This is a genomic window from Methylobacterium fujisawaense (genome assembly GCF_039619325.1).
Lineage (GTDB): Bacteria > Pseudomonadota > Alphaproteobacteria > Rhizobiales > Beijerinckiaceae > Methylobacterium > Methylobacterium fujisawaense.
This window is the reverse complement of sequence record NZ_CP155000.1, coordinates 6,272,834-6,296,821: the sequence shown is the minus strand read 5'-3', so window position 1 is coordinate 6,296,821 and position 23,988 is coordinate 6,272,834. Positions and strand designations below refer to the sequence as shown.

General features: G+C 71.8%; 23 protein-coding genes and 1 tRNA gene. 17 read left to right on the top strand and 7 right to left on the bottom strand.

Annotated elements, in window-relative coordinates:
- Positions 1-8: 8 nt before the first annotated feature.
- Together ABC766_RS30055 and ABC766_RS30050 are read right to left on the bottom strand one after the other, a co-directional pair.
- Complete coding sequence (locus ABC766_RS30055) at positions 9-1,334, bottom strand: sensor histidine kinase (protein ID WP_345820219.1); 1,326 nt, start codon at positions 1,332-1,334, stop codon at positions 9-11.
- Entirely contained in the window at positions 1,334-1,999 is a 666-nt protein-coding gene (locus ABC766_RS30050; protein WP_043381882.1) for a response regulator transcription factor, read from the bottom strand. Before ABC766_RS30050 ends, ABC766_RS30055 begins: the two co-directional genes overlap by 1 nt.
- Positions 2,000-2,349: 350 nt before the next feature.
- On the opposite strand from ABC766_RS30050, the gene ABC766_RS30045 reads away from it, so the two are divergent.
- The 5 genes from ABC766_RS30045 (at position 2,350) to ABC766_RS30025 (ending at position 6,943) form a co-directional block, all read left to right on the top strand.
- Complete coding sequence (locus tag ABC766_RS30045; RefSeq protein ID WP_345820217.1) at positions 2,350-3,036, top strand: DNA-binding protein; 687 nt, start codon at positions 2,350-2,352, stop codon at positions 3,034-3,036.
- Between the two features lie 93 nt (positions 3,037-3,129).
- Complete coding sequence (locus tag ABC766_RS30040; protein ID WP_345822854.1) at positions 3,130-3,438, top strand: hypothetical protein; 309 nt, start codon at positions 3,130-3,132, stop codon at positions 3,436-3,438.
- 79 nt (positions 3,439-3,517) lie between these two features.
- Positions 3,518-5,269: an ABC transporter ATP-binding protein gene (locus ABC766_RS30035; protein ID WP_345820216.1), complete on the top strand. Its 1,752-nt coding sequence runs from the start codon at positions 3,518-3,520 to the stop codon at positions 5,267-5,269.
- 87 nt (positions 5,270-5,356) lie between these two features.
- Positions 5,357-6,232, top strand: a complete 876-nt coding sequence (locus tag ABC766_RS30030; RefSeq protein WP_345820214.1) for an aldose 1-epimerase family protein — start codon at positions 5,357-5,359, stop codon at positions 6,230-6,232.
- A 3-nt stretch (positions 6,233-6,235) separates the two neighbouring features.
- Positions 6,236-6,943 (top strand): uroporphyrinogen-III synthase, encoded by a 708-nt coding sequence (locus tag ABC766_RS30025; RefSeq protein ID WP_345820213.1) that lies wholly within the window; start codon positions 6,236-6,238, stop codon positions 6,941-6,943.
- Here ABC766_RS30025 and ABC766_RS30020 read toward each other — a convergent pair.
- On the bottom strand, positions 6,940-7,674 hold the full coding sequence (locus ABC766_RS30020; protein ID WP_345820212.1) for a hypothetical protein: 735 nt from the start codon (positions 7,672-7,674) through the stop codon (positions 6,940-6,942). The genes ABC766_RS30025 and ABC766_RS30020 overlap by 4 nt on opposite strands.
- Between ABC766_RS30020 and ABC766_RS30015 the strand changes: the two genes are divergently transcribed.
- The 6 genes from ABC766_RS30015 to ABC766_RS29990 all read left to right on the top strand — a co-directional run bounded on the left by ABC766_RS30015 (position 7,655) and on the right by ABC766_RS29990 (position 13,426).
- Complete coding sequence (locus ABC766_RS30015; RefSeq protein ID WP_345820211.1) at positions 7,655-9,232, top strand: translation initiation factor 2; 1,578 nt, start codon at positions 7,655-7,657, stop codon at positions 9,230-9,232. The two genes, ABC766_RS30020 and ABC766_RS30015, sit on opposite strands and share 20 nt — an antisense overlap.
- Before the next feature lie 125 nt (positions 9,233-9,357).
- A complete protein-coding gene (locus ABC766_RS30010) occupies positions 9,358-10,944 on the top strand; it encodes a heme biosynthesis protein HemY (protein ID WP_345820209.1) in 1,587 nt (528 codons plus the stop codon).
- A gap of 228 nt (positions 10,945-11,172) precedes the next feature.
- Entirely contained in the window at positions 11,173-11,607 is a 435-nt protein-coding gene (locus tag ABC766_RS30005; protein WP_043353036.1) for an NUDIX hydrolase, read from the top strand.
- Between the two features lie 102 nt (positions 11,608-11,709).
- Positions 11,710-11,784 (top strand) — tRNA-Thr (locus tag ABC766_RS30000).
- A 123-nt stretch (positions 11,785-11,907) separates the two neighbouring features.
- On the top strand, positions 11,908-12,189 hold the full coding sequence (locus ABC766_RS29995) for a hypothetical protein (protein ID WP_043353034.1): 282 nt from the start codon (positions 11,908-11,910) through the stop codon (positions 12,187-12,189).
- Positions 12,190-12,568: 379 nt separating this feature from the next.
- Positions 12,569-13,426 carry a manganese catalase family protein gene (locus ABC766_RS29990; protein ID WP_278307116.1) on the top strand — a complete coding sequence of 286 codons (858 nt, stop codon included), beginning with the start codon at positions 12,569-12,571 and terminating at the stop codon, positions 13,424-13,426.
- A 346-nt stretch (positions 13,427-13,772) separates the two neighbouring features.
- On the opposite strand, the gene ABC766_RS29985 is transcribed toward ABC766_RS29990, so the two are convergent.
- Positions 13,773-14,018 (bottom strand): hypothetical protein, encoded by a 246-nt coding sequence (locus tag ABC766_RS29985; protein ID WP_075380186.1) that lies wholly within the window; start codon positions 14,016-14,018, stop codon positions 13,773-13,775.
- Between the two features lie 298 nt (positions 14,019-14,316).
- Here ABC766_RS29985 and ABC766_RS29980 point away from each other — a divergent pair, with 298 nt between their 5' ends.
- Both ABC766_RS29980 and ABC766_RS29975 read left to right on the top strand, forming a co-directional pair.
- Positions 14,317-15,066 (top strand): sigma-70 family RNA polymerase sigma factor, encoded by a 750-nt coding sequence (locus ABC766_RS29980; protein WP_051044873.1) that lies wholly within the window; start codon positions 14,317-14,319, stop codon positions 15,064-15,066.
- A gap of 86 nt (positions 15,067-15,152) precedes the next feature.
- Complete coding sequence (locus tag ABC766_RS29975) at positions 15,153-15,524, top strand: energy transducer TonB family protein (protein ID WP_043353029.1); 372 nt, start codon at positions 15,153-15,155, stop codon at positions 15,522-15,524.
- A 149-nt stretch (positions 15,525-15,673) separates the two neighbouring features.
- Here the strand turns inward: ABC766_RS29975 and ABC766_RS29970 are convergent, their stop codons facing one another.
- Positions 15,674-15,910 carry a hypothetical protein gene (locus ABC766_RS29970; protein ID WP_043353028.1) on the bottom strand — a complete coding sequence of 79 codons (237 nt, stop codon included), beginning with the start codon at positions 15,908-15,910 and terminating at the stop codon, positions 15,674-15,676.
- Between the two features lie 373 nt (positions 15,911-16,283).
- Here ABC766_RS29970 and ABC766_RS29965 point away from each other — a divergent pair, with 373 nt between their 5' ends.
- Positions 16,284-16,505, top strand: coding sequence for a hypothetical protein (locus ABC766_RS29965; RefSeq protein ID WP_078946968.1), 222 nt, complete (start codon positions 16,284-16,286; stop codon positions 16,503-16,505).
- 202 nt (positions 16,506-16,707) lie between these two features.
- Here ABC766_RS29965 and ABC766_RS29960 read toward each other — a convergent pair whose 3' ends face one another.
- Positions 16,708-17,295: a TadE/TadG family type IV pilus assembly protein gene (locus ABC766_RS29960; RefSeq protein ID WP_342141756.1), complete on the bottom strand. Its 588-nt coding sequence runs from the start codon at positions 17,293-17,295 to the stop codon at positions 16,708-16,710.
- Complete coding sequence (locus tag ABC766_RS29955) at positions 17,289-17,900, bottom strand: TadE/TadG family type IV pilus assembly protein (protein ID WP_342141755.1); 612 nt, start codon at positions 17,898-17,900, stop codon at positions 17,289-17,291. The genes ABC766_RS29960 and ABC766_RS29955 overlap by 7 nt, the downstream gene beginning before the upstream one ends.
- A 413-nt stretch (positions 17,901-18,313) precedes the next feature.
- Between ABC766_RS29955 and ABC766_RS29950 the strand changes: the two genes are divergently transcribed.
- The 3 genes from ABC766_RS29950 to ABC766_RS29940 all read left to right on the top strand — a co-directional run bounded on the left by ABC766_RS29950 (position 18,314) and on the right by ABC766_RS29940 (position 23,598).
- A complete protein-coding gene (locus ABC766_RS29950) occupies positions 18,314-19,702 on the top strand; it encodes a TadE/TadG family type IV pilus assembly protein (RefSeq protein WP_345820205.1) in 1,389 nt (462 codons plus the stop codon).
- A gap of 54 nt (positions 19,703-19,756) precedes the next feature.
- A complete protein-coding gene (locus tag ABC766_RS29945; RefSeq protein ID WP_345820204.1) occupies positions 19,757-20,794 on the top strand; it encodes an HD-GYP domain-containing protein in 1,038 nt (345 codons plus the stop codon).
- A gap of 65 nt (positions 20,795-20,859) precedes the next feature.
- The gene (locus ABC766_RS29940) at positions 20,860-23,598 is read left to right on the top strand and encodes an ATP-binding protein (RefSeq protein WP_345820203.1); all 2,739 of its coding nucleotides are present in this window, start codon (positions 20,860-20,862) and stop codon (positions 23,596-23,598) included.
- Positions 23,599-23,988 lie beyond the last annotated feature (390 nt).

Below are 23,988 nucleotides of genomic sequence, written 5' to 3'. Positions count from 1 at the left end.
GTTCCCGGTCAGGCCGGGAGAACCAGGTCCGCCCGCAGGCCGCCGAGTTCGGACCGTCCGAGGCTCAGGCCGCCGCCGTAGAGTTCGGCGAGTTCCAGGGTGATCGGCAGTCCGAAGCCGTGGCCCGGCACGCCCTCGTCGAGGCGGCGGCCCCGCGCCATGACGGCGGAGGCTGCTGCCGGGTCGAGGCCGGGCCCGTCATCCTCCACCGACAGGGACACACCGCCGTCGCGCGCCGTCGCGGAGACCCGCACGCGGCTCCGGCACCAGCGGCAGGCATTGTCCACGAGGTTGCCGAGCATCTCGTCGAGATCCTGGCCCTCGCAGGGGACCGACAGGGCCTCCGGGACGTCGAGGTCGATCGCCATGCCCTTCTCGGCATAGATGCGGGTGAGCGCAGCCCGCAGGTCCGAGAGCCGGGACGCCAGGGCCGTGCGACCCCGGGCCGATCCCGCCAGGGCCGCGGCCCGGGCGCGCCGGAGGTGGTGCCGCACCCGCCGGTCCATGTCGTCCACCTGCTGGCGCAGGGCACCGTCCGGGTCGCGGGCAGGCTCCGCGAGCGCCATCGACAGGGTAGCGAGCGGCGTCTTGAGGGCGTGGGCGAGGTTGGCGACGTGGCCGCGGGCGCGTTCCAGGTTCTGCGCGTTCTGATCGAGGAGGGCGTTGAGTTCCGCCACCACCGGCGCGATCTCGGCGGGCTGGTCCGCCGGCACGCGCTCGCGCCGCCCCGCCCGGACCGACGCGAGGTCCGCGCGCAGGCGCGTCAGCGGCGCGAGGCCGAGGCGTACCTGGACCGCCAGACCGACGAGCAGGCACAGGCCGAGGATGCCCAGCGCCACCGCGAGGCTGGTCAGCGCCTCGCGCAGCGGCCCGCGCAGTTCTCCCTCCGGCGCCGCCGCCACGATCGTCGCGGGCTCGGGCCCTGGCACGACCAGCACCCGGGCGATGAGGGGCTCGCCGTGCGGCCCCGTGCCGGAGGCCGGATGCGGCCGGCCCGAATCGTCGTCCGGACCGGGGTCGGACAGGCGGATGTCGCCGCCCCGCAGGGAGCCGGAGCGGATCGTCTCGGGTCCCCGGCGCACCTCCCAGGCCCAGCCGGGGCCGGGCCGGTCGAAGGGTGGAGCGTCGAGCGTCTGCGGGAGGATCCCGGCCTCGAGTCCCGCGCGCAGGGCCACGATCTGCGCGTCGAGGCGGCCGTCGAGCTGCCCGCGCACGAACCGGTGCAGGATGACCCCGATGGCGAGGCCCGCCACCACCAGGGCGGCCAGGACCAGCACCAGGGCCGCGGTCAGAAGGCGTGTGCGGAGCGAGCGCCGCTGCGTCGCCTCCGTCATCAGGCGGGCTCCGCGTGCAGGCGGTAGCCGTGGCCGCGCACGCTCTCGATCCGGGCCGGCGCAATCTTCCGGCGCAGCCGCGTGATGATCACCTCGACGGAGTTCGAGTCCACGTCCGCGTCGCCCTCGTAGACCCGCTCGATCAGGTGCAGGCGCGGCACCACGGTCTCGCGGTTCAGCATCAGGCAGGAGAGGACCCGCCATTCCAGGCCGGTGAGCTTGAGCGGCAGGCCCTCGTGCTCGAAGGCGCCGAGCCCCGGATCGAAGCTCAGGGGGCCGCAGGTGATCCGGCTCGCCCCGCCGCCCTGGGACCGGCGGACGAGGGCGCGCAGGCGGATCACCAGCTCCTCCACCCGGACCGGCTTGACGAGGTAATCGTCCGCCCCCGCCTTGAAGGCCGCGACCTTGTCGCTCCAGCCGTCCCGGGCGGTGAGAACCAGCACCGGGAGGGTCCGCCCGGCCCCGCGCCAGGCCCGCAGGACCGAGACGCCGTCGCCCTTCGGCAGGCCGAGATCGAGCACGACGGCATCGTAGCCCTCGGTCTCGCCGAGATGCTGGGCGTCCTCGCCGGTGGCGGCGTGGTCGAGCACGAAATTCTCGGCGCGCAGGACCTTGGCGACCTCCGCCGCGAGGGCCGCGTCGTCCTCCACCAGCAGGATCTTCACGCGTCTGATCTCCCCGTCTGGCCCCCGATGGCCGGTTTCGACCGCCGCCGGAGCGATGCGCCGGGCATCCGGCTGGTTTCACCCGCGGCCGCGGCCGCGAACCCTGCCGCCGCCAGGACTTAGGGCCGTTGTCTCACCTGGGCCGCCGGGACGGCCACGCGGGCGCCGAGCTGCCGGCCCGCATCAGCGCCCGCTGCCAAGCCTTTGAACGCGCACGGGTTCCACACGAGGCGCTCTAGGGCGGCGCGTTTAACCGGGCCTGAACCGCGCGGTTCAGATCGGATTGCCGGCGGCGCCCTACGAAGGGGCATCGGATCGAGCGGATCCGGACCCTTTCAGAGGATGAGATCATGAGCGACGACAAGACCATCGACGGGACCGCGCGGGAGATCCGCGAGCCCGAAGCCGCCGCGCCGGCGTCGAAGGCGATCCCGCGACGGACCTGGGTGGTCGGCGCGGTGGCGCTGCCGCTGGCGCTCGGCGCCGTCGGCCTGTCCCTGGCGCAGGGAACGCCGTTCCAGCCGACGCCGGTCGCGCCGGTGGCGATCCGGGCCCTGGCCCCCTCGGGCGCGACGGCCATCAAGGGCGAGGTCGCGGAGATCTTCGGCAACAAGTTCGTGGTGCAGGACGGGACCGGGCGCGCGCTCGTGGAGACGGGTCGCGAGGGCGAGGACGGCGGCCTCGTCGCCAAGGGCGAGACCGTGACGGTGCAGGGCCGTTTCGAGACCGGCTTCCTGCATGCCCGGATCCTGACCCACGGGGACGGGCGCACGCTGCTGCTCGGGCCGGCGGGCGGTCCGCCGACGGGGAGCCTGGACTGGGCCAAGGACCGGCTCGGTCTCGGGCCGAAGCTCGACACCGCCGCCCTGACCGCATCGGTCCAGGCGGCGGGCTACAGCGACGTGCGGGTCACGGGCCGCGGTCCGCGTCATCTGGAGGTGGCCGCCAAGGACCGGGACGGGCGCGAGCAGCAGCTCCATGTCGGCTTCGACGGCCAGGTGCGCAAGCGGCCGGCACCGGGACTCCCGCCGCTGTGAGGTCCACCGCGGCGGGCGGGACGCATGCAACCCTTCCTCTCCTGCCGCGTCCTCCTGTCTCTCGACCGACAGGAGGTGCGCGCCATGGAACCGATGAAGCCGATGGAACCGATGAAGCCTATGGAACCCATGAAGCCCATGGAACCGATGAAGGGCATGGAGCCCTGGTGGCCGAAGGATCTCGGCGAGCCCGCGACCAGCGGCGCGCAGAACGGGATGAAATATGCCTTCTTCCCCGACAAGCGCCGCCTGCTGATCGACCGCGACGGGCAGGTCTCGACCTACGACAGCGGCGACCACCGGATCGGCGGCGTCGCGCAGGCGGACGGGACCGCCAAGACCCTGACCTTCACCAGCCAGAACGGCGACGTGGATCTCGGCGCCCTCAAGAAGCTCGGCTGAGCCCCGGCGTGGACAGGCCGGGACGGCGCGCTTAAGCCCGGCCGACCATGCGAGCCGTCCCGCTGACACCCGCGACGCCATGCGCGCGCTGATCGACCTCGTCCGGGCCATGCGGGCCGCCGACCGGCGGCGCCTCGCCCTGATCGCCCTCGGGCTCGCGGTGGCGGCGCTGCTGGAGGTCGTGGGCGTCGCCGCGGTGATCCCGTTCCTGACGCTGGTCGGGGATCCGTCGGCGGCGACCCGGGTCCCCTATCTGGCCCAGGCCCGGAGCGTCCTCGGCCTGACCGACGAGCGCAGCTTCCTGCTGGTCACCGGCGGCGCGGCGCTTACCGCGATCCTCGTCACCGCGCTGGTGAATGCCGGGCTGACCTACGCGCAGCTCCGGTTCACCCATCTGACCGGCTACGGCTTCAGCCGGCGGCTGCTGTTCCGCTACCTCGACCGGGAGCGGCTGTTCTTCGCGAAAGCCAACAGCGCCGAGCTTGCCAAGAACGTGCTCTCGGAGACCGACCGGCTGGTGATCGGCGCGCTGACGCCCGCCACGGTGCTCGCCTCGCGGGCGAGTTCGGCGCTCGCGGTGATCGCCTTCCTGCTGGCCTACGCGCCGCAGCTCGCGCTGATCCTCGGGGGCGGCTTCGGCGGACTCTATGTCGGGATCTACCTCGTGATGCGCGCCCGGCTCGCCCGGCTGGGCAGCCGCACCGTCGCCGACAACGAGGCCCGCTTCCGGATCGTGCAGGAGACCTTCGGGGCGCTCACCGAGCTGAAGCTCTACGGGCGCGCGGAAGCGTTCGCCTCGCGGTTCGACGCCCCGGCCCGGGCCTACGCCCTCGCCACCGCGGCGAGCCAGCTCACCGGCCAGATGCCGCGCTTCGTCATCGAGGCCCTGGCTTTCGGCGGGGTGATCGTGGTGGTGCTGTTCGCGCTCGCCCAGGGTCTCGACGTCGCCGGGATCCTGCCGCTCCTCGGCCTGTTCGCCTTTGCGGGCTACCGCATGCTGCCGGCCTTCCAGAACATCTTCACCTCGGTGGCGCTGATGCGCTTCACCCTGCCGGCGGTGCGGGTCATCGTCGACGAGCTCGCCGACGAGCGGGAGCCCCTGCCCCGCACCGCGGACAGGCTGCCCTTCGCCCGGGCGATCCGGCTCGAGGGTCTCGGCTTCGATTACGGCACCGGGCGTCCGGCCCTCGCCGGGATCGACCTGACGATCCCGGTCAACACCACGGTCGGCCTCGCCGGGCGGACCGGCTCGGGCAAGTCGACGCTCGCCGGACTGATCCTCGGCGTCCTGAGCCCGACCGCCGGGCGGATCAACGTGGACGGCCGCCCCCTCGATGCCGGGACCCTGCCCGCTTGGCAGAACCGGATCGGCTACGTCCCGCAGGAGGTGTTCCTGGTGGACGGCACCGTGGCGGAGAACATCGCCCTGGGCCTCGACGCGCCGGACCTCGCCGCCGTCGAGCGGGCGGCGCGGCTCGCCGGCGCCCACGACTTCGTCGCCGCCCTGCCCCACGGCTACGCGGAGCGGGTCGGTGAGCGCGGGGCCCGGCTGTCCGGCGGCCAGCGCCAGCGCATCGGCATCGCCCGGGCGCTCTACCACGACCCGGACGTCATCGTGTTCGACGAGGCGACCTCCGCCCTCGACGACGAGACGCAGGGCGCCGTGATGCGGGCACTCCGCGCCCTATCGGGCCGGCGGACGCTGATCCTGATCGCCCACCGGCTGTCGACCCTGGAGGGCGCCGACGCGGTCCACGTCCTGGAGGCGGGCCGGATCGTCGCCTCCGGGCCGCCCGAGGCGGTCCTGCCGGGGCTAGGCACGGCGGCGTGAGCCGCCCCTTGCTGGCCCCTTGCTGGCCCCTTGCGTCCGGCCCCGCCTCCGTTACCTCGGCTCTCCGAGGCAGACCGGGAGAGCACCGTGACCACGCGCATCGAGCTGACCGCACCGGACGGCACAACCGCGACCCTCGCGACCCACGGGGCCGAGCCGGTCTCCTGGCGGGTCGGCGGGACCGAGTATCTCTGGAGCGGCGATCCCGAGCACTGGAACCGGCACGCGCCCTGGCTCTTCCCGGTCGTCGGCGCCTCGGCGGGCGGGCACGTGACGGTCGGGTCGGAGCGCTACCCGATGGCCCAGCACGGCTTCGCCCGGGACCTGCCCTTCGCGGTGGTCGACCGGAGCGCCGACGCGGTGACCCTGCGCCTGACCGACGGGCCCGAGACGCGGGCGCATTATCCCTTCGCGTTCCGCCTCGATATCACCGCGCGGGTCCGTCCGGCGGGTCTCGATCTCGACGTGACCGTCGCCAATCCTGGCGACGTCCCCCTGCCCTACGCCCTCGGCTTCCATCCGGCCTTCCCGTGGCCCTTCGCGGGGGGCACCCGCGCCCGGGACGGCGGCTACGCGGTGACCTTCGAGCAGGCGGAGCGGCCCTTCGCGCCCCAGGTCGGCCCGGGCGGCCTGCTGCTGCGCGACGAACAACCGATCCCCCTCGCCGGAGACACGCTGCCCCTCGATCCGGTGCTCTTCACCGAGGCCTTCGTGTTCCGGAACGCCCGCAGCCGCTGGATGCGCTTCACCGGCCCCGGACGGGCGATCCGCATGGAGATGGCGGATTTTCCCCACCTGGCGGTCTGGACCAAGCCCACCGCGCCGTTCCTGTCGCTGGAATGCTGGACCGGCTACGCCGACTGGTCGGATTTCGCGGGCGACCTCGCCGAGCGTGATTCGCAGCGCCTGCTCGCCCCCGGCGGCACCGCGCATCACGGCGTCCGCCTCACGCTGGACACCTAGCCCGTGCGCATCTGGGTGGCACGGCCCGAGCCGGGGGCGACACGGACCGGAGCGGCCCTGGCGGCGCAGGGCCACGCGCCGCTCGTCGCGCCCGTTCTGGCGGTGCGGCCGACCGCGGCGGCACCGCCCGCGGGACCCTTCGCCGCCCTGCTCCTCACCAGCGCCAACGCGGTGCCGGCGATCCGGAACGCGCCGCCCCTGCGCGGTCTCCCGGTCTTCGCCGTCGGTGCGCGGACGGCTGCGCTGGCACGCGCGGCCGGCCTCGGTCCCGTGCGCGAGGGGCCGGGCGATGCCGCCGGCCTCGCCGCCCTGGTGGCGGATGCCCTGGCGCCCGGCGAATCCCTTCTCCACGCGACCGGGGCCGAGCGAAAGCCGGAGCCGGCGGCAACGCTGATGGCCGCGGGGTTCCGGATCACTACCTTCGTCGCCTACCGGGCCGAGGCGCTGCGGACGCTCCCGCAGGCGGTGGCCCTCGAGCTCGCCGCGGGACGCCTCGAAGCCGCCCTTCACTATTCCCGGCGCAGCGCCGCCGTCGCCCTCGCCCTCGCGGATGGATCGGGTCATGGCGGAGCTTTCCGCCGCCTGGGGCATTACTGCCTATCGTCGGATGTCGCGGCCCCCCTGGAAGCCGCCGGTGTTCCGGTCCATTTCGTCGCGACACGCCCGCGCGAAGCGGATCTGCTCGACGCCCTGGCGCCGCCACCGGGTTAGCCGTGCGGTGACAGGGAGGCCGGGCCGCCGTATCTCGCCCTCGCGCCCGGCGCCGCCGCGGTGCTAGGGGGGCGCGGCGACGCCGAAGAGTTGGAGGACTTGCCCGTGACGCCACCACCCAGCGACGCCGACAAGCCCGGTCCCGGCGGTCGGAAGCCGGACGCCGCGCCCGGCAAGCCCGGATCGTCCCTGCCGCCCGGGGGCGCGTCCCGGTCGCCCGCGACATCGGCGTCCACCGCCTCGGCGTCGGCCTCGACATCCTCGGCGTCCACCGCCGCCGGTGCGAAGCCGAGTGTCTCGGGTCCGGCCGAGACCGTGAAGGTACCGCAGGGATCCCCGCTCGGAACACCGCCCAAGCCGGCGACCGAGCCCGTCGTGTCCGCCAAGCCCGGCACGAGCGACGCCCGCCCCGACGGCGTCAAGCCGGGGCCCGGTACCGACAGCCTGAAGCCGACGTCCGGCCCGGCCGCCCAGCCGCCCGGCGCCAAGCCCGATGCGCTCAAGGCCGGGTCCGACAGGTTCGAGACGAAGCCGGGCACGACCACCTCGTCGTCGGCCACGGCGTCGTCGTCGACGGCCTCCACCACCGCGTCGGCGGCCACCGGGGCGACGGCCGATCCGAAGGCCTCACAGCCCGGCACCGGCCCCCAGGGCGGTCCCCGTCCGGGCGGTCCCGCTTCGGGTGCCGCGGGTCCGGCGGCCGCCAGCGCGGTGACCGCCGGTCCGATCATCGACCTCAAGGCCAAGCGCATCTCCGATCCGCCGTCGGCCGGCAAAGATTCGGCCAAGGACGCCTCCAAGGACACCTCCAAGGATGCCCCGAGGGATGGCAAGGAGGCGCCGAAGGGGCCGATCCCCGCGGCGGCCTCCGTCGATCCGGCCAGACCTGCGGCTGGATCGTCTGGCCGGGCGCGGGCCGGGTTCGGATCGATCGCCGCTGCCGGGCTGCTCGGCGGCGTGATCGGCGCCGGCCTGCTGTTCGGTGCCGAGAAGGCCGGGATCGGTCCCGATCCGCGCCTGAACGCCCTGGACCAACGGCTTTCCAGCCAGATCGCGTCCCTTGACAAGCGCCTCGACGGGCTGGCCCCGCGCGATGCGCTGGCGGCCCTCGACAAGCGCATCGCCACCGCGGAATCGAGCGCCAAGCAGGCCTTCGACAAGGCCGGCGCGGCGCCGGCGGCCGCGACGGACGGCCAGGCCTCCGGTGCGGCGCCGGCCGTGCCGCCGGATCTCGTCGCCCGCCTCGACAACCTCGACCAGCGCGTCGCCGCGCTTCAGGAGGAGCCCGGCCAGGAGCCGGGCCGGGACCAGTCGGCGGGCGCGAAGCTCGGCGTGGTCCAGGACAACGCGAAGCAGATCGTCGATCTCGAGACCCGCCTGAAGGCGGTGGAGGACGCTGGCGGCGACAAGGGGGCGGCCGAGGACGTGTCCCGGAAGATCGCGGCGCTGCAGGGCGAGGTGGAGCAGAAGACCAAGGCGAATGCCGAGGCCGACGCGGCGCTCGGTCAACGCCTCGACGCGCTGCAACAGGCCCTCGACGCGCGGGTGAAGGCGGCCACGGAGGCGGTCCAGGCCGCCGCCCAGGCGAGCCGCACCGCCGCCGAGGCGGGGCAGACCCAGGCCGCCGAGTCCGCGAAGGCGGTGGATCGGCGTCTGCAGGAGCAGGCCGATCAGATCGCTGCGCTGGACAAGAGCGTGGCGCAGCGCGCCGAGGCCAGCACCGTCCAGGCGGCTCTCCGGGTCGTGGTCGCCGATCGCGTGGCGGCCGCCCTGGAATCCGGCACGGCCTATGCGGAGCCGCTGGCGACCCTGCGCAAGCTCGATCCGGGCACCGAAGCGCAGGCCAAGGCCCTCGCCCCCTTCGCCGAGGGCGGCGCACCCTCGGCGGCGGATCTCGCCGACACGTTCCGGCCGATCGCCGAGCGGATCGCGGCCAAGCGGCAGGCGCAGCGGGCCAAGAGCGCCGCCGAGACCGGGGATTTCCGCTCCAAGCTCCTCAGCATGGCCGACGGTCTCGTGCAGATCCGCAAGGCCGACGCGCCCGCCCCCGAGGCTTCCGACGCTCCGGAGGGCAAGGTCCAGGCGGCCCTCGACCGCGGCGACCTCACGGCGGCCTCGGCGGCCTTCGCGGCGCTCCCGGCCGAGGCCCAGGAGCCGGCCGGCGATTTCGGTGCCAAGCTGAAGGCCCGGGCCGAGGCCGAGCAGGCCGTGCGCACCCTCCTCGACAGCGCCTTCAAGGCCCTGCCGGTCGGCGCCGCCCAACCGGCCCAGGCCGCCCCCGGGCGCTAGTCCGGTGACGGACCCGATCCGCGCCCTGCGCGGCCGCACCCTCTCCGAGCGGACGCGCAGGCGCCCCGCTCCTCCCGCCCCCCGCGACGGCCGCCAGCCGGCCGCCGACAGGAGACACTGACCCCATGTGGCGCGCCCTCGCCTTCCTGGCCCTGCTCGCACTCGCCGCCTTCGGAGCGGTCTGGATCGCCGACAGGCCCGGTACCGTCACCGTCGTCTGGAACGGCTACCAGATCGGCACCAGCCTCGCGGTCGCCCTCGTCGGGGTGATCGCGGCGGCGATCGTCCTGGGCGTGCTCTGGGCGATCGTGCGCGGCGTGATCGGCCTGCCGGAGGCCCTGGTCCGCGGCTCCGCCGAGCGGCGCCGCGCCAAGGGCCTCTCCGCCCTCTCCCGCGGCATGGTAGCGGTGGGCTCGGGCGATCCCCTGGCGGCCCGCCGCTTCGCGGGCGACGCCGAGCGGCTCCTCGGCACCGAGCCGCTGACCCTGCTGCTCAAGGCCCAGGCCGCGCAGATCTCCGGCGACCGGGACGCCGCCGAAAGTGCTTTCCAGCGCATGGTCGACGATCCCGAGACCCGGGTCCTGGGCCTGCGCGGCCTGTTCGTGGAGGCCCGGCGCCGGGAGGACGAGACGGCCGCCCGCGCCTACGCCACCGAGGCCGCCCGCCTCGCCCCGAGCGTCACCTGGGCCAACGAGGCCCTGCTCGAGGCGCAGAGCGCCGACGGCGACTGGGCCGCCGCCCTGGAGACCATCGAGCGCCGCTCGTCCCTCGGCCTGATCGACAAGGCCACCGCCCGGCGGCAGCGGGCCGTGCTGCTGACCGCGATCGCCGGCGAGCGCGAGGCCGGCGAGCCGGAACTCGCCGCGGAGCGCATCCTGCAGGCGGTCAAGCTCGCCCCCGATCTCGTCCCGGCGGCCTGCATCGCCGGACGCCTCCTCGCCCGCCGCGGCGACGTCAAGAAGGCGGCCCGGATCGTCGAGGCGGCCTGGAAGGCCAATCCCCATCCCGACCTCGCCAAGGTCTATCTCGGGCTGCGGCCCGGCGATTCGGTCCGCGACCGTCTCGCCCGCGCCGAGGTCCTGGCGAAGCTGTCCGTCTGGGATCCGGAATCCCGGCTCGCCCTCGGGCAGGCCGCCCTCGACGCGCGGGATTACAAGCGGGCCCGCGAGGCCGTGAAGCCCCTGCTCACCGACCGGCCGACCGCCCGCGCCTGCCTGATGATGGCGGCCATCGAGGAGGCCGAACACGGCGCCGCCTCCGGCCAGGCCCGCGAGTGGCTGGCCCGGGCCGCCCGCGCCCCGCGCGACCGCGTCTGGATCGCCGACGGCATCGCCACCGAAACCTGGGCGCCGGTCTCGCCGGTGACCGGGCGCCTCGACGCCTTCACGTGGCGCGAGCCGCCGAACACCCTGGCCGCCGCACCCGCGGTGGAGCCGGAAGCGGATTCGACCGCCCCGGCCCTCGTCCCGGCCGCGACGCGCCCCTCTGCGCCCGTCCCCGGATCGGTCGCCCCGTCGGCCTCTGCACTGTCCTCTGCATCGGCCTCTGCACCGGTCGCCACCGGACCGGGAACGCCGGTGCCGGTGCCCACCGTCCTGCCGGCGAAGGCAGCCAGCGCGAAGACCGCCGGCGCCGATCCGGTCTCGGCCGGGATGGCGGCCGCAGCGCTGCCGCCGGGATCGGCGGATCGCGCCGTTCGTCGGATGGGATGACCGGCGGCACCAAGCGCCGATCATCCCCGCAGATCATGACAGGACCGGCGCGACTTCACGGAGAGGTCGCGCCGTTCGTCTACTGGCAGTTGAATGTGCCGGCTCGCCCTATAGCGTGTGCTCAGAGCCGTCGACCGAGGGTCCGATCATCCGCCAGACTGCACAGAGCCCGCACGCGGCGTCGATGACGCCGGGTCGGGGCAGCCTTCCGCCTCGCGCAGTGCGACCATGACCCTCAACGACGATGACGGGGAGCCGCGTCGGCAGGTGGGAGCCTTGCCGTTCCGGCGCGGGCGGGATGGCCAGCCCAAGATCCTGCTGGTGACGTCGCGGGAAAGCCGTCGGTGGGTCATCCCGAAAGGGTGGCCGATGAAGGGGCGCAAGCCGTTCGAGGCGGCTGCGCGGGAGGCCTACGAGGAGGCGGGCCTGCGCGGTGCGGTCGGCAAGCGTCCGATCGGCTTCTACCTCTACCAGAAGCGCCTGAGGAACCTCGACACCGTCCTGTGCCAAGTGAAGGTCTTTCCCCTCGAGGTGCGCAAGCAGCTCAAGGACTTTCCCGAGGCGCGTCAACGGGACCTGCGCTGGTTCACACCGGTGGAAGCCGCCGAAGCGGTTTCCGAGCCGGGCCTCGCGGCCCTGATCCGGGCCGCATCGCGCACGTAAAATGCGCGGAAGCGCAACACGGCGTTGCCAACGCGGCGGCGATCCGTTATGGCCCCACTCGGCCGGACGGACACGCCCCCCGCGGGGGCGCCCCGGTCACCTGCTGCGGTAGCTCAGTGGTAGAGCACTTCATTGGTAATGAAGAGGTCGAGAGTTCAATCCTCTCTCGCAGCACCAGAAACCTTCTCGATCTGATCACCGGTCCGGCTGACGCTGCGGGTTCCTCGATGGGTCCCGGCGCAGACTGAGGATCGCAGCGGCTGCCCTGCCGACATCATCCGCGGAAGGGGACGTGCGGACGTGAACTCGACAGCCCTGTTCACCATGCTGGGCCTCGTCTTCGGCTGGGCGGTCCTGGCCGGCGCGGCCCTGATCACCGGCCGGCTCGCCACCTTCGCGTTTCTGATCCTGACGCTGATCGCCCTCTACCTGTATGTGCCGTGGGTCCGGCTGCGCGCCAGCGGGATCGAAGGCTCCAGCCGGCCGGTGCGCTTCTGGACGAACGTCGCCATGCTGGGGGTCAGCCTCGCCGCCTGCCTCGCCTTCGCGATCATGCTCGCCCGCCGAGCCGGGCTCCTCTGAGCTCCGGGACGTCGGTGCGGCATCCTCGTGAGGCCGCACGGGCCGCGACCGCCGGACCGAGGACGCTTGCACGGTGCCCGGCCGGAGATGCCCGCCAAGCGCCCTGAACCGGGGTTGGTCTCCCTTAACATACGTTATGTAATACGAGATGCTCTGGCGAGGGAATGATCGAGATTGACCGTGCCAATAGCCTGATCGAGCTTAAGAAAATAGCTTTGACCAAATATTGGTCGTTATAAATAGATCCAGAAATCGAACCGTCGTTCTGACGCGGGGTTGGACAGGGTGAGAGGCTCGATGCTCCCACGGGGGTGCCGAGCCGACGGCCGCTCGTGCGGTGGGCTTGAGCACGCCTTGCCTCTCGCGAGGGACAGACACCATGTACTATCACGACAAGCGTCTTCAGTATCCGGTCAAGGTCGACAGCCCCGACCCGATCTATGCCCGCATGCTCCAGCAGGCGATCGGCGGAATCGAAGGTGAGATCCGGGTCTGTATGCAGTACTTCTTCCAGGCCTGGGGCAATCGTGCTCCGACCACGAAGTACCGGGACATGCTGCTCGCCACCGCGACCGAGGAACTCGGCCATATCGAGATGCTCGCGACGGCGGTCGCGCTGAATCTTGAGAACGCGCCGACCAAGGTGCAGGAGGCCGGGGCGGCCGACGCGATCGTCGGGGCCATCATGGGCGGTGAGAACCCGCGCCACATCGCCGAGGGCATGCTGCACAAGACATTGCTGTCCACCGGCATGGCCGCCTTCCCGGGCAATTCCGACGGCCTGCCCTTCGACATGAGCCACGTCTACGCCAGCGGCAACATCGCGGCCGACATGTACTGCAACGTCGCGGCCGAGAGCACCGGCCGCGTCCTCGCAGTGCGGCTCTACAACGCCACGAACGACGCCGGCATGCGGGACATGTGGAGCTTCCTCATCGCCCGCGACACCATGCACCAGCAGCAATGGCTGGCGGTGATCGAGGAACTCGGCGGCCACGCGGGCACCCTGCCGATCCCGAACTCCTTCCCGCAGGAGAAGGAGAACCAGAAGTTCAACTACGCCTTCTTCGGGACGTCGGCGGACGGTTCGCCGCCGCCGGCCGGCCGCTGGACGCAGGGCCCGTCGCTCGACGGCAAGGGCACGTTCAGCGTCGTCCAGAACCAGCCGATGGGCGAGGAGCCGGTGCTCGGCCCGGCGCGCCCCGACAGCGGCGCCGAATCCCAGCAGATCGGCTGATCGACCGGACGCTCCGATCCGCGCGCCCTCCGGTCGAGGCGTTTTCCTCGGAGGGATCCGCGCCCTGCGGTCCATCGGTCGGGGCGCGGGGCGGACCACCCGGCACAGTCGGCGAGGGTCGCGGCCGGTCGGCACGGCCGCGACGAGATCCGGCGGATCCGGGCGACGGCCGGGGCCCCCGAGGGGCGCCTCCCGATCGTCGGCCCGCATGGCACCGAGGGGGGGCACTGCGGGCTTGCGCGTGGTGGCGACCCGATCCGGGTCGGGCGTCGGCGGGCCGCGATGCCTGAGACCGGAGCGGCGTTCGGATCTGCGGTCCGGGCGTCTCCCGTTGGCCGGCGGTGGCTCAGTGCCGGGTTCGCGTCCCGACGGCCGTGTCCGGCCCGCTGCGCGCCGCGAAGCGGGCGAGCCGGCCACGGCTCGGCTCCTCGAGGCCACCGGCATGCGCAAAGGTCGTCAGGGCGATGCCGACGAGAAAGCGGGCCTCAGCGGCCGTCACGGCGCGACCGCTCAAGGTGCTGGCCGCGCCTCGCAATGCGCTGACGGCTTCTTGGAAGGCGGGATCCATCTCGAGATCCGAGAGTCTGGTCATGGAGTCGATCCTTGTGTTCAACCCGCCGCGCCTGACCCCGTGTCGAAGACGACATGCGGAGCGGCGCGGTCTCGAACGGCGTCGCCACAGATTCGGCGCCGGGGCGTAGCGTTTTTCAGCGCGTCCAATGCCATCGAAACCCTCCTCGTTCCGGGGCGTTTCTCGTGTCCGCCGCGCCGACCGGCATGTTTCTGTCCATATATATTCGTATTGGCTGATCTATGTTGCGGCGAGTGTGACATATTCCGGGATTAATATCCGAAATCATGTTTTCATCCTGTTTAGGTGATCGGCTATCATGCTCGGAGTCTTGCTGGACGCTGATACAATCGACCCACCGGCGCCCCGGCTCCCCGACAGCGTGCAATCTCATCTCGGCCATCTGCTGGCGGCGACCTACGCGCAGGACGCCGTTGAGCCGACGATCGCGGAGCGCTTCGCCGAACTGCTGAGGTTGCTGGACGGTGCCTTCGGCGAGGCGCAAGACGGCCGTGAGAAGGAATTCCAGGCCTCGCTCCTGGGCATGGTGCCGAACCTGCAGCGCTTCGCGCGCTCGCTGCTGCGCAACCACGTCGGTGCCGACGACCTGCTGCAGAACACGCTTCTGCGGGCTTGGCGCTCGCGCGCCAGCTTCGTACCGGGCACCAACCTGGAAGCGTGGCTGTTCACGATCATGCGCAACGCGTTCTACAACGAGCACCGGAGGCACGGGCGCGAGGTGCAGGACGAGGATGGAGCGCAGGCGGAGCGGATGGTCTCGCTGCCCGAGCAGGGCGGCCATCTCGACCTGAGCGACGTCCAGGCGGCCCTCGGTCGTCTCACGCCGCCGATGCGGCAAGCGCTCGTGCTCGTGGCGATCGAGAACCTGACCTACGAGGAGACCGCCGCGATCATGCGGTGCCGGATCGGCACCGTGAAGAGCCGGGTCTGGCGGGCCCGGACGCAACTCGCGCAGATGCTGGGCTATACCGGCCTCGAGATCGGTAGCGACGACGTCATGCTGGCCGCCGCCGGCCCGAAAGGCTGGAAAACCGCCGCCGTCGCGTGACGGCGACACGGGATCGGGGTCGCAAGCGGCCCGTTCGGGGCGTAGGGTCGCCCCTCGATCCTGGGCTCAGGGAGCCACCGTTTCCCATGTCGCCGCGCGTCCTGATGTCCGGTGCTGTTGTGTTCGGTCTGGCTCTGGCGAGCGGAGCGCAGGCGACTCCAGGACCCGCGGTGCGGGCCTGGCTCTCGGACCTCGTCACGCGGATCGATGCCGCCGACCGCGCTCAGAGGGGATCGGGTACGGCTCGGGGCGGCGGAACCGTGCTGGTCCACGTCCAGATCGGTCCGGACGGGGCGGTGCAGAGCGCGGAGATCGAACAGAGTTCGGGCTCGCCGAAACTCGATCAGCGCGCGCTCCGCGCCCTGCAGGGGATCAGCCCGACCTCCGCCCCGCCGCCCGCTCTCCTGAGCGGGGACGGGATCGTCGATCTCAGCATCCCGGTGGAACTCGGCCACTGAGCTCTGGCAGCCGGTGGTGGCGCCCGGAGAACGGGTTGTGCATCCCGGCTTCGTCTTCGATCGCCCCGCCGGCCTGTCTGCGCCGCTGCGTCAACCTGGCGTCGACATCGCCACGATGATCGCAGCCCACGGGCCGACGATCCGTTCGGTCAAGAATCTTCGCCGAAATCCGCCCCGAGATAGGCGCCGACGAGATACCCGGCCTGATGGGCGGTGAGATAGGCGAACAGCAGTAGGATCTTCTCGGCGTCGAGATGCGTCCATACGAAGGCCCACAGGCCCAGCCACCCGATGCTGACCAGCATCGAGCTGGCTATCAGAACCGCTGCCCGATACCGCCAGCCCTCCCATACGCCCACCGCGAAGAGCAGGGCAGCAACCAGCAACGGGCCGTCTCCTTCCGCGCGAAAAGATAAACTTTTACGCGTTAAGTCTCTGTGGGTTCACAAACATTCAATGGGCTGACCGACCTTCGGGGGTGCGGTTTAATATTGTATGAACTCGGTCCGTCCTTCCGGTCGGCCGATTCTTGGCGATGCATCGGCCGGCTGCCCGCGCGCGGTCTCCTCGAGCCGACCGGTCGATGAAGCGCAGGCGGCAAGGTCCGCCTGCCGAGTCGCTCGGAAACGGAATCGGCACAGCAAACATTGATCGTATCGATATGTGGTATCGATTGCATCTGTTTGGATCATGTTGCTCTGCAACGTAAATACCCCCTCGAAGCCGGGCACGACCCGGACAACGAGAGGACTTCGCATCATGACCGTTCGCACCATCGTTCTCGCCGCCCTCGCCGCCGTTCCGATGATCGGCACCGCCCTGGCCGACGAGACCATCGCGCTGACTCCCCCGCTCTACCGCGAGCAGGCGCGTCCCACCGCCGCGGTTCGTCCGGCCTCGGAGCTGACCACGACGCCGCGTCTTGTCCCGGCGAGCCCGGCCTCGCGGCGGGTCGTCGCCACCGCGGTCTCGACCCGCTGAGGCGGGCGATGGCCGCGATCCGGCGCCACCGGGTCCATCCGGTGGCGCCGGCCGCGTCGCCGGATCGCCCGCGCCGCGCTTGGAAGACCGCCGCCGTGCCCGCGCACCCCGTCCTGCGTGCCGCAGGCGCCATCCTCCATCGCCGACCGGATTGCCGCGGAGGACCGGCCTCCGCTCGACGGGCCTGCCACCGTCGGCCCGTTCAGGCCGGGCAGGGCTTGCCGCCGGGCAGAACCACCTCGCTCTGTCCGTTGTAGATCTCGCCCCCGCGCACCGGCCAGACCTTTCTGGATCGGAAGGTCCACCGGGTCAGCTTCGAGAGCACCGGGAAGATCGGATTATAGATCATCGTCACCTCCGACACGACGAAGCGATCGCCGTTTCGGGTCATCCCCGGGGGCGGTGGGCCGAGGGAGGTGCCGGCCGCGTAGGCCTGCCCGTTGGATTCGGCACTCGAGCAGACTTTGGTCGTCGCCGAGCTGCCGTCGCTGTAGGTGCCCGCGGCCGTCAGCACGATGCTCGCGCCGCTCACGTCGTAGGGGTTGGAGATCGCGCTGGTCGCGGCGAAGACCGGCTTCAGGTCGGCGTAGCTGCCGCGGGCGATCAGATCCGCCATCGTGGCCGACGCGTTGTCGAGCCGCTTCCCGATCATGAAGGCGCGGGGCAGCTCGATCGACCCCATCAGGATCAACAGCAGGATCGGCGCGATCACGCTGAACTCGATCGCGCTGACGCCGTCCCGGCTGCCGATCAGGTCGGTCAGGCCCGCGCGGGGACGGAGGCTCAGCACGGTTTGGGCTCGTAATCCTCGGCCCGGAAGATCTCGGTGGTGACGAGCAGCTGCGACTTGTCGGACATGATCCGACCGGTGAAGTCCAGCATCTGGAAGAGGCGCATCACCGGCACGGCGACCCGGACCGTCACCGTATCGCCGCCCTGCGGGCATTCGAACCGGGTGCCGAAGCCCGTCGTCCACGTCTTCGTGGTCTTGTCGAACGGCTCCGCCGGCTGCGATGCCGAGAACGAAGCCGTCCGCGACACGTCGAGGCGCAGATCGGCGCAGGGGAACAGCGCCGACGGGCCGGCACAGACGAGCTTGCGCAAGCGCTGGCTTGGATCGCTGCCGTCGGCGCCGTCCTGGAAGGCGCCCGTGCGCAGCTGGCGCACGCTGCGGTCGACGGCGATATCGAGGGTCTGCTGCTCGATGGCGACGACGCCGGATTCCGCCACGACGCCCAGAAGTGCCAGGAACGGCGCCGCCAGGAGCGCGAACTCCACCGCCGAGGCGCCGCCGCGGTGGCCGCGCAGCCGTCGGATCCATCCGTCGGTGCCAGCCCGGCCGCCCGGCTCGCGTGTGCGCCAGACAGTCGCGACGCGCCGCAAGATGCCCATCATGACAAACGAACTCTGCAGGTCCTGTGCCTGCTGCCGTCCCGGCTCAACGGCCGGACGAAGCTAGATGTAAGATCGGCTCGTTTAGAAAACGTTCAAACATGAGTAGAATTTGCCACCTTATCGAGGTTCGGCGGCGACGAGTCTGTGGAGGACTGTCTTTTCGCGCTTGAGTTGTATATAATTCGATTATACACTCTTCTGCTTGTATCGCGGCCCTGTGTTCCGGGGCGAGCGGTCTTCGGTCTGCAAGGGGTCCGACGATTTTCACAGCCAAGCGTGGCCGGACGGGTGGCGCTGGCATTTTGGCGTTCCAACGCGACGGATTCTTAGGAGCTGGGCGCTAGCCAGGTCGGGTTGGCGGTTGATGCCGTCGCGATGGCCGCACCGATCCCGCCCGGGGAGAACTGTCCATTTTGCCCTTCTGGAGAGCGCTCCGCATCGGCTCGCGCGCCCTGGCGGACCGATCCGGCTCGGTGGCCCTGACCTTCGGTCTGAGCGCCGTGGTGCTGCTCGGCCTGACCGGCGGCGGCATCGACTACGCCCGCCTCGCCTCCCGGCGCAGCCAGCTCCAGAACGCGGCCGATGCCGGCGTTCTGGCGGCGGGCAATTACCTCAAGCTCGCTGTCGCGACCTCGGCGGCGGCCAAGAGTATCGTGGTCGATACGATCCAGGCCCAGGCGGCGCCCCGCACCGAGAGCCCGTATGCGCTCCAGGTCGACGTGGCGGACGACAGGACCAGCGTCGCCGTGACGGTCGACGAGACCGTCAAGCTCGCCTTCGGCGGCTTCGTCGGCGTGCCGACGGTCAAGGTCGCGGTGCGCTCGAAGGCGCGCGTCGTCGGCAAGATGCGCCTGTGCCTGCTCACGCTGGATCCGCTCGCCGACGGGGCCTTCGAACTGGAGAAGAGCGCCGAGGTCACGGCCCAGGACTGTTCCCTCTACAGCAACTCGCTGAGCCCCCGCGGCATGGTCGGCAAGGACAACGCCTATGCCCGGGCGCAGACCATCTGCACCGCGGGCGGCTTCGACGGCGCCCGCGCGAACTTCGCCCCGCCGCCGCAGACGAGCTGTCCGCCCATCCAGGATCCCCTGAAGGACCGGGCGCCGCCGCCGATCGGCGCCTGCACGGCGATCCCGGCCTCGGCCAACAGCAAGCGCGACACCAGCGGCAATCTCGTCGATCAGAGCGTGACCCTCGATCCGGGCACCTATTGCGGCGGCCTGCACATCACCAAGAGCGCCTCCGTCGCGTTACGCGCCGGCACCTATGTGATGAAGGACGGGCCGCTCATCGTCGACAAGGATGCCGCCATGACCGGTATCGACGTCGCCTTCTACTTCACCGGCAACAAGGGTGGTCTCCTCTTCGACAAGAAGACCACGGTGAGCCTGTCGGCGCCGACCACTGGCGCCATGGCCGGACTGCTGATGATGGAGGAGCGAACGGTCAGCAACCCTGTCGATCCCGCCGTGCTTCTCGCTGCCCTGGCGAACCAAACCCTGGGGCCGCCGCCGCCGCCGACGCCGCCGCCGCTGGCTGCCACCAAGCCCATGCGGACTTACCGGATCATCAGCGACAATGCGCGGACCATGTTGGGCACGCTCTACCTGCCGGCGGGCCGCGTGGTGATCGACGCGAGCAAACCCGTTGCCGACCAATCGGCCTACACGGTGATCGTGGCCCAGCAGGTCAACCTCTACGAGGGTCCGAATCTCTATCTGAACGCGAATTACGACGCGACGAGCGTGCCGGTGCCCAAGGGGGTCGGCCCCCTCTCGGGCAAGCTGCTGCTCTCGCAATAGCGGAGACCACGATGCCGATCCTCCGCTGCCGGCCATTCGTCTGGGAGTGACGCGGTGCTCGCACTGATCATCGACGATTCCGAGATGAACAACCTGCTGGTCATGCAGGCGCTCAAGCCCGTGGCCGGCTGCGAGCCGGTCGCCTTCACCTGCCCCAGGGCGGCGCTCGACTTCCTGCGGGCGCATGTCGACAGGATCGGGGTCGTCGTCACCGACTACGACATGCCCGGCTTGACCGGACTCGACGTCATCGCGGCGGCGCGGGCGGTTCCGGGCTTCGCGCACGTGCCGATCGTCATGGTGACGAGTCTCGACCAGCGCAGCCTGCGCCATCAGGCCCTGCGCGCCGGCGCGACGGATTTCCTCGGCAAGCCCTGCGATCCCGTCGAGATCCAGGCGCGCATCACCAACCTGATGACGATCAGCGCGGCCCACCGGCAGGAGCAGGACCGGGCCGCGGTGCTCGCCCGCGAGGTCGCGGCGGCGGTCGCGGTCATCGAGGCGCGGGAGCGCGAGATCATCGCCCTGCTGATGCGCGCCGCCGAGCACCGGGACACCGATACCGGCGATCACATCGCCCGGGTGGCCGGCTACGTGGGCCTCATCGCCGCCAATCTCGGCTTCGATCCGGCGGAGATCCGGATCCTGAAGCTCGCCTCCACCATGCACGATGTCGGCAAGATCGGCGTTCCCGACGCGATCCTGCTCAAGCCGGGGCCGCTCACGGTCGAGGAGCGCGCCGAGATGGAGAAGCACGCCGAGCGCGGCCGGCGCATCCTAGAGGGCAGCACCTCCGACGTCGTGCGCCTCGCAGCCGAGATCGCCGAGAGCCACCACGAGCGCTGGGACGGAACCGGCTATCCCAAGCGCCTGCGCGGCGAGGCGATCCCGATCTCCGGCCGCATCGTGGCGGTGGCGGACGTGTTCGACGCCCTGGTGACCGAGCGGCCCTACAAGGCGGCCTGGCCCCTCGAGCGCGCACGGGCCTTCGTGGCGGACCAGGCAGGCCGCCACTTCGACCCGCGCTGCGTGGAGGCCTTCCTGGCGGGCTGGGAGATGGTGACGCGGACCTGCATCCGCGCCGCCGCCTGATCCCGCCTCTTCCGCCGCCCCCGTCCCGCGACCGGGCCCCTCCGGGCCGCCTGAAGGAGAAGAGCGTGCATCTCGCGTGGCTCAGGTCGAGACGTTCCCTGGCCGGCCGGCTGGCGCTGGCGGTGACCGGCGCCGTCACGGCGGCCCTCGTCCTGGCGGCGGCCCTCTCGGTCTGGCGCGAGGTCGACCGCTACGCCGCCGACAAGCAAGCGGCGCTGGAGGCCGTCGCCCAGGTCTTCGCCCACGGGGGCGCCCGGGCCACGGCCGCCAACGACGAGGCCGCGGCCGCCGCCTCCCTCCGGGCGATCGGCAACGTGCCGTCCATCGTCTACGGGGCGATCGAGCGACCGGACGGGTCCGTCCTCGCCGAGCAGGGGATCGGCCTGCGGCTGACGCAGGACGCAGCCCTGGACGGGGCGGATCTCTCGCTCCTTCATCTGTTCGCCACCCAGAGTCTCCGGGCGACCGCGCCGATCCTCGAGAACGGGCGCCCCGTCGGTCGGGTCGTCCTGATCGGCGAGACCGACGACATCCGCGACCACGTCTGGGCCGCCGGCCAGAACGCCGCCCTGGCGGCCCTGCTGGCCGTCGCGATCGGGATCGGCGTGTCGTTCTACCTGCAGCGCAGCGTCACGCGGCCCCTGGGGGCCCTCACCCGGACCATGGAGGCGGTCCGCCTGCGCCACGATTACACGCAGCGCGCCCCCGTGGAGAGCGACGACGAGGTCGGCGCGCTGGCGCGCACCCTCAATGACCTGCTCTCCGCGGTCAACGAGCGCGACCACCGCCTCGCCGCCCACAGCGCCCACCTAGAGGCGGAGGTCCAGGCGCGGACAGCCGATCTGAGGGAGGCCAAGCAGGCCGCCGACGCCGCCAACGCCGCCAAGTCGACCTTCCTGGCCACGATGAGCCACGAGATCCGGACGCCGATGAACGGCGTCCTGGTCATGGCCGAACTGCTGGCGAGTGCCGACCTGCCGGTGCGCCAGCGCCGCTACGCCGAAGTCATCGCCCGGTCCGGCCGGTCGCTCCTGGCGATCATCAACGACATCCTCGACTTCGCGAAGGTCGAGGCGGGCAAGCTCGATCTCGAACGCGTGCCGGTGTGCCCCGCCGAGATCGCCGATACCGTGGTGACGCTCTTCGCCGAGCGGGCTCGCGCGGCCGGGCTCGACCTCGCGGCCGACATCGCGCCGGAGGTGCCGCAGGCGATCCTCGGCGACCCGGTCCGCCTGGGTCAGGTGGTGAGCAATTTCGTGTCGAACGCGCTGAAGTTCACCGAGGCCGGACACGTCTCCGTCCGGATGGCGCTCGATGCCGGGGACGGATGCCTCGTCATTGCCGTCACCGATACCGGGATCGGCATCCCCCAGGACAAGCTGGCCACGATCTTCTCGGCCTTCTCGCAGGCCGATCAATCCACGACCCGCCGTTTCGGGGGGACCGGCCTCGGGCTCTCGATCGCCCAGCAGATCATCGCCGCGATGGGCGGCACCGTGGCGGTGGAGAGCCGCGTCGGCGCGGGCTCGACCTTCTCGGCGCGCATTCCCGTGACCGTCGCCGAACCCGCCCGGCCGATCCTGCGCCACGGCACGGTGCCGGCCGCGATCGTGCTGGACACCGCCGGTCCCGCGACCCGGGTTGCCCTCGCCGCCAGCCTGAGCGCGGCCGGCTTCGCGCCGGTCGCGCCGGTCGCGCCGGTCGCGGCGGACCGTGGCGCCGCCCCCGCCCACTGGGTCCGCGACGCGGCCGCCCTCGTGGCGGCGGGTCGCCGGCCGGATCGGGCCGGGCGCGTGCTCGTCCTGGCGGGGGCGGGCGACAATGCGGCCGATCAGGCTCTCCGGTCCGGCCTCGCCGACGCGGTGCTGCGCTGGCCCGTGATCCAGGCGGAGTGGCGGCCCCTCCTGGCGGCGCTGGCCGCGGGCGATCCCTTCACCGCGTCCGCGGCGGTCGCCGTCGCGACCGATCTGCTGCCGCAGTTCTCGGGCGCGCGGGTGCTCGTCGCCGACGACAGCGCGGTCAACCGCGAGGTCGCCCTCGAGGCCCTGGCCCGTTGCGGCGTGACCGATGTCGTGACCGTCGAGGACGGGGCCGCGGCCGTGGCGGCGGCCGGGGCGCAGCGTTTCGATCTGATCCTGATGGATGGCAGCATGCCGGTCCTGGATGGCTTCGCGGCCGCCCGGACGATCCGGCAGCGCGAGGCGGCCACGGACCGGCGCACCCCGATCGTCGCGCTCACGGCCCACGTCCTCGGCGAGGCTGCGGAAGCCGCAGAGGCCGCCGGCATGAACGGAACGCTCCTGAAGCCCTTCACCCTGCGGCAGCTGGCCGATCTCTTGGAGGCGCATGTCCCGTCCCTCCGGGACGCGGCACGGGAGGCTGCGGTGGGATCGGAAGAGGCCCGGGCCGCCTTGCCGACCGGAGCATCACCCGAAGCATCGCCAGACGGCGATCTGCTCGACGCCGAGGTGCTGGACGGGCTCCTCGGCCTCGGAGACGGTGCCTTCCTGGACCGCGTCCTCGATCTGTACCGGGCGCAAGGCCCTGTCGCGCTCGCCACCCTCCGATCGGCCCTCGCCGTCTCGGATCAGCCTGCCATCGCCAGGGCGGCCCACAGCCTCAAGTCGATGAGTGCGAATATCGGCGCCCGCGCCCTCGTCGCGCGGTTGCGCGCCATCGAGGATGCCGCCCGGAACGCAGCCTGCGCCGAGCCGCAAGAGGCCTGCGACGGGCTGGAGACCCTTCTCGCCGCGACGATCCGCGACCTCGAGGGGCGGACGCGCGCCCAGGCGGTGGCCGCCTGAGATCGACACCGGATCGGCGATGTCCTGCGCCGATGGGCCGGAGCAGCGGGGCCCGCTCCGCCCGGGACATCCGCCCCTCAGCCGATCCGCGCATCCGCCGGCCCGTTGGAGCCGGCGCTTGGGGGATGTCACGGTCGCCCGCCGCCGCGCACCCGCGGGGCAGTGGGCGCCAATGCCCCTGAGGAATGCCTCGTGATTTCGCAGACCTGCCCTGCGTTCCCAGGGCTGGTATGCCAGATACGAGCTTCGTAAAGCTGCGCTTCCTCCCAAGCACTCCCTCAGCCCGCCCGGTTCGCCGCGGCGGGCCTTTTCGTCGGTGCGACGCGGGATACCGCCGCCGGCTGCACGGCAGGTTCCGGTGCGATCGGCTCGTCCACCGTCACGGACGAG

Bases quoted from the DNA above. Each gene is read 5' to 3' on its own strand.
- ABC766_RS30055 (WP_345820219.1), bottom strand. From the start codon at position 1,334: ATGACGGAGGCGACGCAGCGGCGCTCGCTCCGCACACGCCTTCTGACC.
- ABC766_RS30045 (WP_345820217.1), top strand. From the start codon at position 2,350: ATGAGCGACGACAAGACCATCGACGGGACCGCGCGGGAGATCCGCGAG.
- ABC766_RS30040 (WP_345822854.1), top strand. From the start codon at position 3,130: ATGAAGCCGATGGAACCGATGAAGCCTATGGAACCCATGAAGCCCATG.
- ABC766_RS30035 (WP_345820216.1), top strand. From the start codon at position 3,518: ATGCGCGCGCTGATCGACCTCGTCCGGGCCATGCGGGCCGCCGACCGG.
- ABC766_RS30020 (WP_345820212.1), bottom strand. From the start codon at position 7,674: ATGATCGGACCGGCGGTCACCGCGCTGGCGGCCGCCGGACCCGCGGCA.
- ABC766_RS30010 (WP_345820209.1), top strand. From the start codon at position 9,358: ATGTGGCGCGCCCTCGCCTTCCTGGCCCTGCTCGCACTCGCCGCCTTC.
- ABC766_RS30005 (WP_043353036.1), top strand. From the start codon at position 11,173: ATGACCCTCAACGACGATGACGGGGAGCCGCGTCGGCAGGTGGGAGCC.
- ABC766_RS29990 (WP_278307116.1), top strand. From the start codon at position 12,569: ATGTACTATCACGACAAGCGTCTTCAGTATCCGGTCAAGGTCGACAGC.
- ABC766_RS29985 (WP_075380186.1), bottom strand. From the start codon at position 14,018: ATGACCAGACTCTCGGATCTCGAGATGGATCCCGCCTTCCAAGAAGCC.
- ABC766_RS29980 (WP_051044873.1), top strand. From the start codon at position 14,317: ATGCTCGGAGTCTTGCTGGACGCTGATACAATCGACCCACCGGCGCCC.
- ABC766_RS29975 (WP_043353029.1), top strand. From the start codon at position 15,153: ATGTCGCCGCGCGTCCTGATGTCCGGTGCTGTTGTGTTCGGTCTGGCT.
- ABC766_RS29965 (WP_078946968.1), top strand. From the start codon at position 16,284: ATGACCGTTCGCACCATCGTTCTCGCCGCCCTCGCCGCCGTTCCGATG.
- ABC766_RS29955 (WP_342141755.1), bottom strand. From the start codon at position 17,900: ATGATGGGCATCTTGCGGCGCGTCGCGACTGTCTGGCGCACACGCGAG.